Here is a 12,694-nt window from a genome sequence, read left to right on the forward strand (position 1 = left end):
CCAGCCCGAGAAGCATCACTGGAAATCGAAGGCGCTCAGGCCCGTCGCCATCTCGTCCAGGCCCAGCGGACGGGTCACCGGCGGCTCGGCGCGGGCGAGGCAGCCGATGCGTTCGCACAGCCGGCAAGCGGGACCGACCGGCGTGGCGGCGCCCTGTCCGGCCTTTGCCGGCAGCCCGGCGCCATAGACGCTCTCGTCGCGAAAGCCGATATCGCAGCCCAACAGCAGCGCGGTGCGGCGCGGGCGCTCGGAGAACGAACCCTGCGGCCCCTCGAGCGTGCGTGCGATGCAGAGGAACTCGGCGCCGTCGGGCATTTCCACCGCCTCGACCAGTATCTGGCCAGGCGAAGCGAAAGCGGCATGGACCGGCAGTTTCGGGCAGCCGCCGCCAAAGCGGCTTTGCGGAAAGCCCTGGCCGCCGGCCTTGCGGAAGCGGTTGCCGGCATTGTCGACCTCGAGCATGAAGAACGGCACTCCGGACAAGCCAGGGCGCTGCAGCATGGTCAGGCGGTTCGCCGCCTGTTCGAAGGAGACGCCGAAACGCGAGCGCAGCACATCGATGTCGTAACGAGCCCGCACGGCGGCGGCATGAAAGGCCTGATAGGGCATCATCAAGGCATTGGCGGCGTAGCGGCCGAACTCGAAGCGGGCGAGCCGGCGGGCTTCGTCCGTACCGAGCTTCAGCGCCTGAATTTCGCCGGCGATCGCGACCGTCATGCGGATCAGGCAGGCCTCCATGGCGACTTCGCGCAACTGGTCGAACGGCGACAGCCGCTCCGATAGAAAAAGACGCTGCGAATGACGGTCATAACGGCGGCGCCAGTTCGGCATGGTGGCGACCGGCAGCACCTTGACGACGATGCCATACTCGCGCTTCAGCCACGCCTTCAGCGCGCCGAACAGATCGTCGCCGGGGTCGAGCATCGAGGTGAAGGCCTCGGCCTCCTCCTCCAGTGCTGCAAAATGGTTCGGCCGGCGCTCGAAAATCTCGTGCACTTCGTCGATCGGCAGCCGCGCACCGGACAGCGCCGTGGCGCGGCCCTCGCGCGCCAGAAGCTCGTTGAGATCGGACAGCCGCTCGGCCTGCTCGCGGTAAGCGCGAAACAGTTTTATCATCGCAGCCGATGCATTGGGGGCGGCCTCGGCCAGTTCGATCAGTTCCTGGTCGCCCGGCAGCTCACCGGCAAGCAGCGGGTCGCCGAACACTTCCTTCAAGGCCGAGATCGACCCTCTCGCCTCACCCTGCAATTCATGCGGGTCGACCTTGTAGACAGAGGCCAGCTTCAGGATCAGCTGCACCGTCAGCGGCCGCTGGTTGCGCTCGATCAGGTTGAGATAGGACGGCGAGATGCCGAGCCCCTCGGCCATCGCCGTCTGGGTCAGGCCTTTGGCGATGCGGATGCGGCGGATGCGCGGCCCGGCGAATATCTTCTGGTCGGCCATCGGCTTTCCTTGACAGGAATTTACACGACTTGCGAGCGATGAACGGCGCACCATCTTTTTACAATCATGACAGATTTACAGCGGCAAGAAGTCAAACACAACACAGGTTTTCTCTTATTTTCTACCGGAAATGGCGGTTTTCCTCGCTCTCGTCGCGGCGCAATGTAAATGATGTCACACACAGACGACGCACACCATCCCAGGGCGCGGCGTTTCAAGACACTGGCATCGATTGATCTGGAGTGACCAATGACTGATTTTTACAATCTTGTCCCATCCGCGCCCGAAGGCCGCTTCGACGGCATCGAACGAGCCTATTCGCCGGACGATGTGAAGCGGCTGCGCGGGTCGGTCCAGATACGCCAGAGTCTTGCCGAAATGGGCGCCAACCGGCTGTGGAAGCTCATCCACGAGGAAGACTTCGTCAATGCACTCGGCGCCATGTCGGGCAACCAGGCGATGCAGCAGGTGCGTGCCGGGCTGAAGGCAATCTATCTCTCGGGCTGGCAGGTCGCCGCCGACGCCAACACCGCGTCGGCCATGTATCCGGACCAGTCGCTCTATCCCGCCAATGCGGCGCCCGAACTGGTCAAGCGCATCAACCGCACGCTGCAGCGCGCCGATCAGATCGAGACCTCGGAAGGCAACGGCCTGTCGGTCGACACCTGGTTCGCGCCGATCGTCGCCGATGCCGAGGCCGGCTTCGGCGGACCGCTCAACGCCTTCGAGATCATGAAGGCGTTCATCGAGGCGGGCGCTGCCGGCGTCCACTATGAGGACCAGCTGGCCTCTGAGAAGAAGTGCGGCCATCTCGGCGGCAAAGTGCTGATCCCGACCGCTGCGCATATCCGCAACCTCAACGCGGCGCGTCTGGCGGCCGACGTGATGGGCACGCCGACGCTAGTCGTGGCACGCACCGATGCGGAAGCGGCAAAGCTTCTGACCTCCGACATTGACGAGCGCGACCAGCCTTTCGTCGACTACGATGCCGGCCGCACGGTTGAAGGCTTCTACCAGGTCAGGAACGGCATCGAACCGTGCATCGCGCGCGCCATTGCCTATGCGCCGCATGCCGACCTGATCTGGTGCGAAACATCCAAGCCCGATCTGGCGCAGGCCAAGAAATTCGCCGAAGGCGTGCGCAGGCATCATCCGGGCAAGCTGCTCGCCTATAATTGCTCGCCGTCGTTCAACTGGAAGAAGAACCTCGACGACGCGACGATCGCCAAGTTCCAGCGCGAGCTCGGCGCCATGGGCTACAAGTTCCAGTTCATCACATTGGCCGGGTTCCACCAGCTCAATTTCGGCATGTTCGAGCTGGCCCGCGGCTACAAGGCGCGGCAGATGGCGGCCTATTCCGAGTTGCAGGAAGCCGAGTTCGCGGCCGAAGTCCACGGCTACACCGCGACCAAGCACCAGCGCGAGGTCGGCACCGGCTATTTCGACGCCGTGTCGATGGCAATCAGCGGCGGCCAGTCGTCGACCACCGCCATGCATGAATCGACCGAGCACGTCCAGTTCAAGCCGGCAGCGGAATGAACCGATCGACATAACCAACAGAGGAAACGCCCGAAGGGCAAGGGAGAAGAAAATGGCATCGATAAGCCGCGTCAAGGAACGTGCAGAAGAGCAGTCCACCACGATGAGTGTCGACCAACAGGCGACCATCCGCATGCTGGCCAACGACCTGCACCGGCTCAATCAATCGGTGATGAAGGCAGTGGAGGCCGGCGTCTCGGTGGAACTGGTGCGCTCGGCCCGGCATCATGGCGGCGACGGCAATTGGGGCGACCTGCTGATCCCGGTGATCGTCACGCAGAAGAGTCACGGCTGATCTTCCCTTACGGAAGCTTTGTGCTTGTGGAACCTATGGGCCCCGCCGCTCACTGGCCGATTTCAACGTCACCCGCGAGTTTTCAGCGCGGGTGACTTTCGCTTTTTGAGCGTGAACTTAACTACAGTTCGAAAACAGAACTTGTCTCCGGGGTTTAATATTTCCGGCTATATTTCGCAGGTCCGTCATTTCAGCTTGACATGGCGGGCGATCTCACGCCATTTGGCTCTCGGATTTCAACCCTGCATTGAAGCAGCGCCGAGTGCCCGCCCCGCCCATGTGCCCTGTGAACCGCGAGACCGACACCGCCAAACATCTGAATTCGTCAAGCAGGGACGCGAACTCCGAGATATCAACGGATTTCTCCCACGTGCTGGTCGTTGGAAAATCGCCGATCAACCGGGTGGTGGTGTCGAAGATCGTCGAGAAGTCCGGACTGAAGCCGATCTCCGAGTCGCCCGAGATGGCGGCCAAGACATTGCGAACCCTCATTCCGGGCGCCGTCGTTCTCGATGGCGGCCCCGACAACGAGGACTGCCGCGCGCTGATGGCGGCCATCGACGCCTTGCGGCGGACATCTGGGCGGTCGCTCCCCAAGGTGATCCTGCTTTCAACCAAGACCGGCACGCCCGACAGCCTAGGTCTGTCGAGCGTGGTCGATGTGGTGGTAACCAAGCCGATCACCACCGAAAGGCTGCAGCCGGTGGTCGACCGGCTGATCAGTCTCGGGCGCGGCTGATCGCAATCCGCCCGAACGCGTGTGGGGCGGTCAGCCTTCCTTGCCGATGCTCTCGATCAAAGCCGGCAGTTCGCCAAGATCGACAAGCTGACGAAAACGCGGTGCCTCGACCGGCGGCTCGACGCGTTCGAGCACCCAGGTCAGCTCGTGCGGCACATACACACCCCAGCTGCCGGCCTCGATGGCCGGCACCACGTCCGACTTGAGCGAATTGCCGACCATCATGCTGGTCTGCGGGCTGCCGTGACGGCCAAAGATCCTGGCATAGGTGGCGGCGCTCTTGTCGCTGACGATCTCGACTGCATCGAACAGGTCGCCAAGGCCGGACGCCGCCAGCTTGCGCTCCTGGTCGAACAGATCGCCCTTGGTGATCAGCACCAGATGGTAGGCGCCGGCGAGCCTTTCCACGGTCTCACGCGCATGCGGCAAAGCCTCGACCGGATGTCCCAGCATGTCGCGGCCGGCGGCAAGGATTTCGGCGATGGTCGACCCCGGCACACGGCCCTCGGTCACTTCTATTGCCGTCTCGATCATCGACAAGGTAAAGCCCTTGATGCCGAAGCCGTAGACGGCAAGGTTGCGCTTCTCGGCCTCCAGCAGCCGTGCCGAAATGTGCTCGGCCTCGCCGTGGTCGGCGAGTAGGGTTGCAAAATGCTTCTCGGTCAGGCGGAAGAACTGTTCGTTCTGCCATAGGGTATCGTCGGCGTCGAAGCCGATGGTGGTCAATTTGCCAGGCATACGGTGTCTTCTGCTGCTCGATCTGCGGGAGGTTGACCCTAATCTGCGTGGCGCGATTTTCAACCAGGAAGCCGAAGACAGGCAGCTCCCCTTCCCTTCCATCACCGGCAACAGCTATACTGTGATAATTGCAACCCAAACTGGTGAATGATGCCGCCTGCGAAAAAGGAAGTCCGTCCGTCGACCCGCGGAGGACGCGTCCGAACGCCTGCCTTCGTGAAAAATCAACGCGGCGTGAAGAACTGGAAGGAAGTCAGCGCTTGGCTGGAATGGCGCGGCATCGAAGACATAGAATGCATCACGCCTGATCAGGCTGGCGTCGCGCGCGGCAAGATGATGCCGTCGAAGAAATTCACTTCCAACACCTCGCTGGCGCTGCCATCGGCAGTGTTCATGACGACGATTTCGGGCGGCTATCCCGAGGATGGCAACGGTTTCCACTATCCGGAGGATGATGGCGACCTGAAGCTGATGCCGGATCTGTCGACGTTGACCGTCGTGCCGTGGGAAGAAGACCCGACGGCCGCCGTCATCTGCGACCTCGTCCATCAGGATGGCCGTTCGGTCGAGTTCACGCCGCGCAACGTCCTGAAGCGCGTGGTAGCAGCCTACGACAAGCGCGGGCTGAAGCCGGTGGTGGCGCCCGAGATCGAATTCTACCTGGTGCGCAAGAACCCCGACCCGGATTACCCATTGACGCCACCAGTCGGGCGTTCCGGGCGGCCAATCGGCGGCGGAGCCGGCTATTCGATCGCCGGCGTCAACGAGTTCGACGAACTGATCGACGACATCTACCATTTCTCGGAAAGCCAGGGCCTGGAGATCGACACGCTGATCCACGAGGAAGGCGCCGGCCAGCTCGAGATCAATCTGCGTCACGGCGATCCGGTCGAGCTCGCCGACCAGGTGTTCATGTTCAAACGCACCATCCGCGAGGCAGCGCTGAAGCATGAGATCTATGCCACCTTCATGGCCAAGCCGATCCAGGGCCAGCCAGGTTCTGCCATGCACATCCACCAGTCGATCATCGACAAGAAGACCGGGCTGAATATCTTTTCGGCGAAGGACGGCTCGGAAACCGACGACTTCTTCCATTTCATCGGCGGCATGCAGAAGCATGTGCCGAACGCGCTGGTGATGTTTGCTCCCTACGTCAATTCCTACCGCCGGCTGACGCAGTCGGCCTCGGCGCCGGTCAACAACAAATGGGGCTATGACAACCGCACCACGGCGTTCCGCGTGCCGCGCTCGGATCCGGCGGCGCGGCGTGTCGAAAACCGCATCCCGTCTTCCGACGCCAACCCCTATCTGGCGCTGGCGGCCTCACTTGCCTGCGGGCTGATCGGCATCACCAACAAGATCAAGGCCGAGCCTCCGGTGCTGACCACCGCAAACGCCGATGAGATCGACCTGCCACGCGGCCTGCTCGAAGCCGTCGATCTTTTCGAAGGCGACGAGGAACTATGCGCTCTTCTGGGCAAGTCCTTCGCCGCAACCTATGCAGCGATCAAGCGGGCGGAGTTCGAGACCTTCATGGAAGTGATCAGCCCGTGGGAGCGGGAGTATCTGTTGCTCAACGTGTGAGCGGCGACTTCGTCGTGTGAATGGTGAATAGTGAATGGTGAGTAGTTTCATATTGGATGGATGAGCGCAGACGTCGTGCGTCTCGCAGCCATTCACCATTCACCATTCACCATTGGCTGGTGTCCCCATGCCTTACCAATCACCTATCTCCCCCGGTCGCTCCTGGTACGAAGACACAGCCGGACCACGCCCTGAGTACCCTGCCCTGGACGGCGACCGCAGCTGCGACGTCGTCGTCGTCGGCGGTGGCTTCACCGGGCTGTCGGCGGCCGCTCATTTGGCGAAGGCGGGAGCCGACGTCGTTCTGATCGAGGCGCATCGCTTCGGCGACGGCGCTTCAGGGCGCAATGGCGGCCAGCTCGGCACGGGCCAGCGCGCCTGGGCCGAAGAGATGGAGGCCGAATACGGCTTCTCCCGCGCCAAGGCGCTGTTCGACCTTGCCGAGGAGGCGAAAGCGCACCTGCTCGAATTCGCCGCCGTCAACCAGATCGACATCGACTATATGCCCGGCCAGTTGTCCGTGGCGCACAAGCCGCGTTATCTCGACGACTACAAGGCGCATGCCGAGATCATGGCGGGCCGCTTCAATTATCCGCACATGGCCTTCATGGATGCCAGGGAAACGGCCGAACGGCTGGGCTCCACACGCTACTTCGGCGGCACCCGCGACACCGGCACCGGACACATCCACCCGATGAAGCTGGTGATCGGCACGGCAAAGGTCGCGGCAGCGGCCGGCGCGCACCTGTTCGAGCAGACACTATCGACCGGTGTTACCTCCAGCGGCGGCAAGGTCAGGGTGACGACTTCGAGAGGAACCATCACCGCCCAGAAATGCCTGATCGGTGTAAATGCCTATGGCGGCACGCTCGAGCCGGTGAGTGCCGCGCACATCATGCCCATCGGTTCCTTCATCGGCGCGACGGTGCCGCTGGGCGTCGATTCGAAAGTGCTGCCGGGCGGCGAGGCGGTCGACGATTCGCGTTTCGTCGTGCGTTATTTCCGCAAATCCAGGGATGGAAGGCTGCTGTTCGGCGGGCGCGAGGTCTATGGCGTCAACGATCCGAAGGACATCCATGTCCATATCCGCCGGCAGATAGCCGAGCTTTATCCGGAACTGAGCGATGTCGAGATCACCCATGGCTGGGGCGGCTATGTCGGCATCACCATGCCCAGGAAACCGTTCGTGCGCGAGGTGATGCCCAATGTGATCTCGGCCGGAGGCTATTCCGGCCACGGCGTGATGCTGTCGAACTTCTTCGGCAAGCTCTATGCCCAGACCGTCGCCGGCAACCGCGACAGACTGAAGCTGATCGAGGACCTGAACATCCCGGCTTTTCCCGGCGGCCGGCGATTTAGAACGCCATTATTGTTCTTGGCACTGAACTGGTTTGCCCTGAGGGATCGAATATAGAGAAAGTATCTCATATCGGCCGTGGCTGGTACTGAGCTGATTCTATTGAGCTGTTGGTTGCCGCAGCGAGACGTTGCAGAATCCTTAACAAGAGCGCACAATTCCCCTGAGGGCGCACTGATGCCACAATCAAGGGCAAAGGATGCCGGTTCTGGGCGATTGAACGGGGATTTCTGCGGGCCTGCCCGCTTTGTTGTTGGGACCGATGCCGATCGAATGCCGGGCTGCCGGCGCCGATCGAAAGAACACCGGCTCATCTTTTGGAGGTGGCAAGAGTGAACGAGCCCTTCAGTTTCGGCGCGCCGGAACGTCGGCGCTTCGCCATGCAATTCGGCTATGACATGCGGCCCTCCTTCTGGCAGGGGGTGCGCACGAATTCGCATCTGGTGATCGCCGCGGTCGGCACCGCAGCGCTGCTTGGCGTGGCGGGCATAGCGCTTTGGCTGGCGTTGCCGGCCAGCGACCGGCAAGCGATCGCCAGCACACAGCAGAACGTTCCGACTTTTCCGGTCAAGACGACCAAGATTGCCCCGGTCGCGGCCACGGCTGCCGCGGTAGCGGCGCCACAAGCCGCGCGCAAGGGCGATGCGGTTTCATCGACGGTCGCTGCCGGTGGGGCTGCCATGCCGCCGCTGTCGGCGAACGATCCGCGCTGGACTGCGGCGCAATCCAACAGCGACCCTGCCGCGACGCCATCCGATCAGGCGCCTGCCGAGCAGGCTGCCGCCAGACCGTCTGATGCCGCGGCATTCGAAGAACCGGCGGCGCAGAGCGACGCCACGACGCAGCTGTCAAAGGTCGCTGCTCCCGCCAATGACGACGACGCCGAGACCGCCGCCATACCGACGCCAAAACCGCAACTTCCAAACGAGCAATCTTCCGCCGCAACGGACGATACCCAGGCCAAGGCCAAGCCACAGAAGGTGGCTGCTGCCGCCGGCACCGGACGCATCCTCAGGGCGGTGACAATGCGCAGCGGTCCGCAGAAAAACGCCGCCGCCATGGGGACCGTGCCTGCCAAGTCGTCGGTGCAGGTGATGAGTTGCAAGAAATGGTGCCAGATCGTCTACAACGGCAAGCGCGGCTGGATCTACAAGAGCTACATCAAGACCGGGGATTGAGACGCAAGCCGCCAGATCTGGTCAGCCGCCGAGCAACCACCTGAAACGGTGTCTCCTGCGAGCAAGTTTGCGCTTCGCCAGGAAATCCCGCTGTTCCTCGAACGGCACCTCGTAGAGGCCGCACATTTGGCAGCTTTCCGACTTGCGGCATATCGGGACCCAGCATTTGACGTCGTGTGTCCAGGCGAGCGCGATCCTTTCCAGATGAAGGTTGGACGAACTTTTCAGCAGAATCAGTTCTCCTGGGACTGCCGTCCGTTTGATATGATCCGAAACTTCCTTGGCAGTGCGAAGCTCAATGAAACGGCCGCTGTCGCGGTCGGCCTGGCTGGCGCGCGAGCGATGCGCATTGTCGCCGGTATAAATGACCTCATCGGCGATTTCGCGCGCGATGTTGTAGGCGGCGCCGTATTTCCTCGACGAGCCGGCGTAGTCGGATATCTGCCCCAGCACAATGCGCTTGCGAGCACCCTTGGCCTTTGCAATCATCTCCAGAGCAATGTTGAGCGAATGCCAGGGCGCTTTGGCCGTATCGACCAGGAATTTCGGGCCCGCGGATACCTCTTGCACCGTAGAGCGGTTGGGCAGTGGTGCAAACGATGCCGTTCTCGCTACGACTTGCTCTGGCGGGACGCCAAGTTCCAAGGCGGCGGCAACAGCCGCTGCAGTCGGCAGCCAGAATTGCTCGCCGGGAAAAGGCGCTTGAATATTCAGGCTGCCACCGCGCCAATGAAGGGTGAACCGCAGCAATTCCGGATACGCGGCATACACGTCACTCACGCGGTAGTCTGCCTCGCCGGACTGGCCGAAGGTCGCAATCCGGCATTTCGCGCCAGACGCCATGCCGATCACCAGTGGGTCATCGCAATTGAGAACCGCAAGTCCATCAGGTTGGAGTGCCCCGACCAGCGCCCGCTTCTCTCCCGCCACAGCTTCCAGAGTCTTGAACTTGCCGAAATGCTCCAGACGGATCATCGTAACCACCGCCACACTCGGCTTCAGCATCTGCGCCATGGCGCTGATCGTGCCGAAGTCGGAAGCGCCGGCTTCGAAAACGACGTAATCGACTTTGCCGGCCTTCCTCAGGCGCTTGTAAAGCGTTCGGATGAGCGCAGGCATTGTATTGGCCTGGGCCTGTAGATGCACCTTGCCTTGGGCGGCCAGTATGTGTGCAAGCAGGCTGGTGGATGTGGATTTGCCGGAGCTGCCGGTAATGCCGATGAACGTCGCCTTGTTACGCGCCCGCACCCAGCGCGCCTGCAGCCGTCGCAGCGCCCAGCCCAAGTCCTTGCGAATTTTCAGCAATTCCAGTTTCACACCCCGCCAGCTTTTAGCCCAGCCTAATATGCGTCGTGCCAAGTTCCAGAGTCAAACGGGCGCTGGCGTGCTTCAGCCAAAGATTCTAGCGGCCGAGGAGCCGCAGCAGTCTGTGCTTGCGGCGCTTCGATTTTCTCTGCGCCACAAACTCACGGTGCTGCTCAAACGGCACTTCATAGAGGCCGCATTGCTCGCATCCCTCGGTCTTGCCGCATACCGAAACCCAGCACTGGACGTCGTGGGTCCAGGCAAGAGCGACACGCTCGAGGTGCAGATTGGACGAGCTCTTGAGCAGGATCAACTCGTCAGGCTGCGCGGTTTGGGCGATGTAGTCCGACACTTCCCTGGCCGTGCGCAATTCGATGAAGCGGCCGCTGTCGCGATCTGCCTGGTTCGCCTTGGAGCGATGGGCATGATCGCCGGCATAAATCACCTGGTCTGCAATCTCGCGCGCGCTGCTGTAAGCTTGGGCATATCTGTTATTCGAGCCGGAAAAATCCGATAGCTGGCCAAGAACGATACGTTTTCGCCCAAATGTCGATCCGGCTACCATGTCGAAGGCAAGGCTCAGCGAATGCCAGGGCGCCTTTGCGGCATCCACGATGAAGTGGGGGCCGCCCGCGGGGACGAGCACCTGGCCGCGATTTTCCAGAGGCTGGAACGTCGCGGTTCTGTCCTTGACCATCTGCGCAGGCACGCCCAGTTCAAGAGCGGTTGCAACCGCCGCTGACGTCGGCAGCCAGAAATGCTGGCCGGGGAACGACGTCTCGATATCGAGCACACCGCCGCGCCAGTGGAGCGAGAACCGCAACGGCTTGGGATAGGCTGCCTCGATATCGCTGACGCGATAATCCGCCTGCCCCGATGTGCCGAATGTGACGGAACGGCAATAGCTCGCCGAGGCCATGCCCATCACAAGAGGGTCATCGGCATTGAGCATCGCGAAGCCGCCCGGCTCCAGCGCCGCGACTAGGGCGCTCTTTTCTCGAGCGACGTTTTCCACAGTCTTGAAACTGGCCCGATGCTCCAGCCGGACCATTGTGACAACAGCCACGTCGGGGCGAAGCAACTCGGCCATGGGCTTCATTGTATCCGGGCCGAATGCAGCAGCCTCGAAGACGACGTAGTCGGTTTTGCCGCCCTTTCCCATTCGCCTGGATAGGGTCGAGACCAACAGTTTCATAGTGTTGGCCAGAACCTGTGTGTGGACCGAACCGTGGCCAGCCAGGATGTGTCCAAGCAGGCTTCCCGCCGTCGTCTTGCCGGAGCTTCCGGTAACGCCGATGAAAATTGCCTTGCTTCGCGCCCGCGCACGCGTGGCCAGGTAAAGCCGCAGCCGCCATCCCAGATCATAGCGACTTTTCTGCTGCCTGATCTTCATCACCCGCCAACACTATCCACGATCCCGTTATGCCTTTCGGGTGATCGAGAAGTCAAACTGGGGTCCGGCGTGACGACGTCAACTGTTCGTTCCTCGGCCGGCCGGCGCACCGATGCGAACTTTTGCCGACGTTGCTCTGTCTGCCGTGCATTGCGAACAGCGAGGTACTTCCCGAATTGCTCAAATGCAGCGGCCGCCGTCGACCTCCAGCGCCACGCCGGTGATGAAGGCGGCTTCGTCCGACGCAAGCCAAAGCGCAGCGTTGGCGATATCGAGCGGCGTCGACAGACGGCCGAGCGGTATCGAGGCACGGAATTTCTCGCGGATCTCGGGCGTGTCAGTGCCCATGAATTTCTCCAGCATGCCGGTCTCGCCGGCGACCGGGCAAAGGCAGTTCACGCGGATGTTCTTGGGCGCGAGTTCGACCGCCATCGACTTGGTCGCGGTGATCGCCCAGCCCTTCGAGGCATTGTACCAGGTGAGCCCCGGACGCGGCCGCAGACCGGCGGTCGAAGCCGTGGTCAGGATGACGCCGCCGCCCTGCCGCTCCATGATCGGCACCACGGCAAGTGCGGCGTGGTAGATCGCCTTCATGTTGACTGAAGTGATCAGGTCGAAGGTCGCCTCGTCGACGTCGAGCATGTCTCCATTGCGATGGGTGTAGCCGGCATTGTTGACCATGATATCGATGCGGCCGAAGGCGCTTTTTGCGGCATAGACCATCTCGTCGAATTCGGAACGCTGCGAAACGTCGGTCTGGGTCCAGATCGCGGCCTGGCCGATCTCTGCTGCAACGCGCTCCGCGCCCTTGGCGTTGAGGTCGGCGACGACGACCTTGGCGCCCTCTTCGGCAAAGCGCCTGGCCATGCCTTCGCCGAAACCTGACGCAGCACCCGTGATGACGGCAACCTTGTTTTCCAGACGCATGCTTTTTCCGCTCATTGAAGACCCACCTCGCAAGCGCATTTTTCCTTTTTGTTTGATGCGTGTCTGTCTCCCAGAACCGCTTCGCACTTCTGGGCGACACGCATTAGCTTTCGTCACATTCCCGCTTTATGTTGCAGGCGCGAAAGCCCCGGGACCATCGCTTGACGAAAAGCCTCCGGGTGGCAGCCAGTGTCAA

The 12,694-nt window shown here is 62.0% G+C and carries 11 protein-coding genes; 6 read left to right on the forward strand and 5 right to left on the reverse strand.

What is annotated here, in order from left to right:
* Window positions 1-15: 15 nt before the first annotated feature.
* The gene (locus NKJ58_RS18345) at window positions 16-1,443 is read right to left on the reverse strand and encodes a helix-turn-helix domain-containing protein (protein ID WP_352519435.1); all 1,428 of its coding nucleotides are present in this window, start codon (window positions 1,441-1,443) and stop codon (window positions 16-18) included.
* A 249-nt stretch (window positions 1,444-1,692) separates the two neighbouring features.
* Between NKJ58_RS18345 and aceA the strand changes: the two genes are divergently transcribed.
* The 3 genes from aceA (at window position 1,693) to NKJ58_RS18360 (ending at window position 4,016) form a co-directional block, all read left to right on the forward strand.
* The gene (gene aceA / locus NKJ58_RS18350; protein WP_023681876.1) at window positions 1,693-2,982 is read left to right on the forward strand and encodes an isocitrate lyase; all 1,290 of its coding nucleotides are present in this window, start codon (window positions 1,693-1,695) and stop codon (window positions 2,980-2,982) included.
* A 52-nt stretch (window positions 2,983-3,034) separates the two neighbouring features.
* Window positions 3,035-3,277, forward strand: a complete 243-nt coding sequence (locus NKJ58_RS18355; RefSeq protein WP_023669318.1) for an SMc00767 family acetate metabolism repressor — start codon at window positions 3,035-3,037, stop codon at window positions 3,275-3,277.
* A 277-nt stretch (window positions 3,278-3,554) separates the two neighbouring features.
* Window positions 3,555-4,016, forward strand: coding sequence for a response regulator (locus tag NKJ58_RS18360; RefSeq protein ID WP_023669317.1), 462 nt, complete (start codon window positions 3,555-3,557; stop codon window positions 4,014-4,016).
* Between the two features lie 30 nt (window positions 4,017-4,046).
* Here the strand turns inward: NKJ58_RS18360 and NKJ58_RS18365 are convergent, their stop codons facing one another.
* Window positions 4,047-4,754 (reverse strand): HAD family hydrolase, encoded by a 708-nt coding sequence (locus tag NKJ58_RS18365; RefSeq protein ID WP_023681877.1) that lies wholly within the window; start codon window positions 4,752-4,754, stop codon window positions 4,047-4,049.
* A 147-nt stretch (window positions 4,755-4,901) separates the two neighbouring features.
* Here NKJ58_RS18365 and NKJ58_RS18370 point away from each other — a divergent pair, with 147 nt between their 5' ends.
* The 3 genes from NKJ58_RS18370 to NKJ58_RS18380 all read left to right on the forward strand — a co-directional run bounded on the left by NKJ58_RS18370 (window position 4,902) and on the right by NKJ58_RS18380 (window position 8,873).
* Complete coding sequence (locus tag NKJ58_RS18370; RefSeq protein WP_023681878.1) at window positions 4,902-6,338, forward strand: glutamine synthetase family protein; 1,437 nt, start codon at window positions 4,902-4,904, stop codon at window positions 6,336-6,338.
* Between the two features lie 127 nt (window positions 6,339-6,465).
* Window positions 6,466-7,752, forward strand: a complete 1,287-nt coding sequence (locus NKJ58_RS18375; RefSeq protein WP_023681879.1) for an NAD(P)/FAD-dependent oxidoreductase — start codon at window positions 6,466-6,468, stop codon at window positions 7,750-7,752.
* Window positions 7,753-8,027: 275 nt separating this feature from the next.
* On the forward strand, window positions 8,028-8,873 hold the full coding sequence (locus NKJ58_RS18380; protein ID WP_023681880.1) for an SH3 domain-containing protein: 846 nt from the start codon (window positions 8,028-8,030) through the stop codon (window positions 8,871-8,873).
* A 21-nt stretch (window positions 8,874-8,894) separates the two neighbouring features.
* Here NKJ58_RS18380 and NKJ58_RS18385 read toward each other — a convergent pair whose 3' ends face one another.
* The 3 genes from NKJ58_RS18385 to NKJ58_RS18395 all read right to left on the reverse strand — a co-directional run bounded on the left by NKJ58_RS18385 (window position 8,895) and on the right by NKJ58_RS18395 (window position 12,498).
* Window positions 8,895-10,190, reverse strand: coding sequence for a Mur ligase family protein (locus NKJ58_RS18385; RefSeq protein ID WP_023681881.1), 1,296 nt, complete (start codon window positions 10,188-10,190; stop codon window positions 8,895-8,897).
* Window positions 10,191-10,275: 85 nt separating this feature from the next.
* Window positions 10,276-11,571, reverse strand: coding sequence for a Mur ligase family protein (locus tag NKJ58_RS18390; RefSeq protein ID WP_023681882.1), 1,296 nt, complete (start codon window positions 11,569-11,571; stop codon window positions 10,276-10,278).
* Window positions 11,572-11,751: 180 nt separating this feature from the next.
* On the reverse strand, window positions 11,752-12,498 hold the full coding sequence (locus NKJ58_RS18395) for an SDR family oxidoreductase (RefSeq protein WP_027049416.1): 747 nt from the start codon (window positions 12,496-12,498) through the stop codon (window positions 11,752-11,754).
* Between the last annotated feature and the right edge of the window lie 196 nt (window positions 12,499-12,694).

This window comes from Mesorhizobium sp. M0139 (assembly GCF_040322455.1).
Classification (GTDB): domain Bacteria; phylum Pseudomonadota; class Alphaproteobacteria; order Rhizobiales; family Rhizobiaceae; genus Mesorhizobium.

Excerpts from the sequence above, each read along its gene's own strand:
- NKJ58_RS18345 (WP_352519435.1), bottom strand. The coding sequence starts at position 1,443 with ATGGCCGACCAGAAGATATTCGCCGGGCCGCGCATCCGCCGCATCCGC.
- aceA (WP_023681876.1), top strand. The coding sequence starts at position 1,693 with ATGACTGATTTTTACAATCTTGTCCCATCCGCGCCCGAAGGCCGCTTC.
- NKJ58_RS18355 (WP_023669318.1), top strand. The coding sequence starts at position 3,035 with ATGGCATCGATAAGCCGCGTCAAGGAACGTGCAGAAGAGCAGTCCACC.
- NKJ58_RS18360 (WP_023669317.1), top strand. The coding sequence starts at position 3,555 with ATGTGCCCTGTGAACCGCGAGACCGACACCGCCAAACATCTGAATTCG.
- NKJ58_RS18365 (WP_023681877.1), bottom strand. The coding sequence starts at position 4,754 with ATGCCTGGCAAATTGACCACCATCGGCTTCGACGCCGACGATACCCTA.
- NKJ58_RS18370 (WP_023681878.1), top strand. The coding sequence starts at position 4,902 with ATGATGCCGCCTGCGAAAAAGGAAGTCCGTCCGTCGACCCGCGGAGGA.
- NKJ58_RS18375 (WP_023681879.1), top strand. The coding sequence starts at position 6,466 with ATGCCTTACCAATCACCTATCTCCCCCGGTCGCTCCTGGTACGAAGAC.
- NKJ58_RS18390 (WP_023681882.1), bottom strand. The coding sequence starts at position 11,571 with ATGAAGATCAGGCAGCAGAAAAGTCGCTATGATCTGGGATGGCGGCTG.
- NKJ58_RS18395 (WP_027049416.1), bottom strand. The coding sequence starts at position 12,498 with ATGCGTCTGGAAAACAAGGTTGCCGTCATCACGGGTGCTGCGTCAGGT.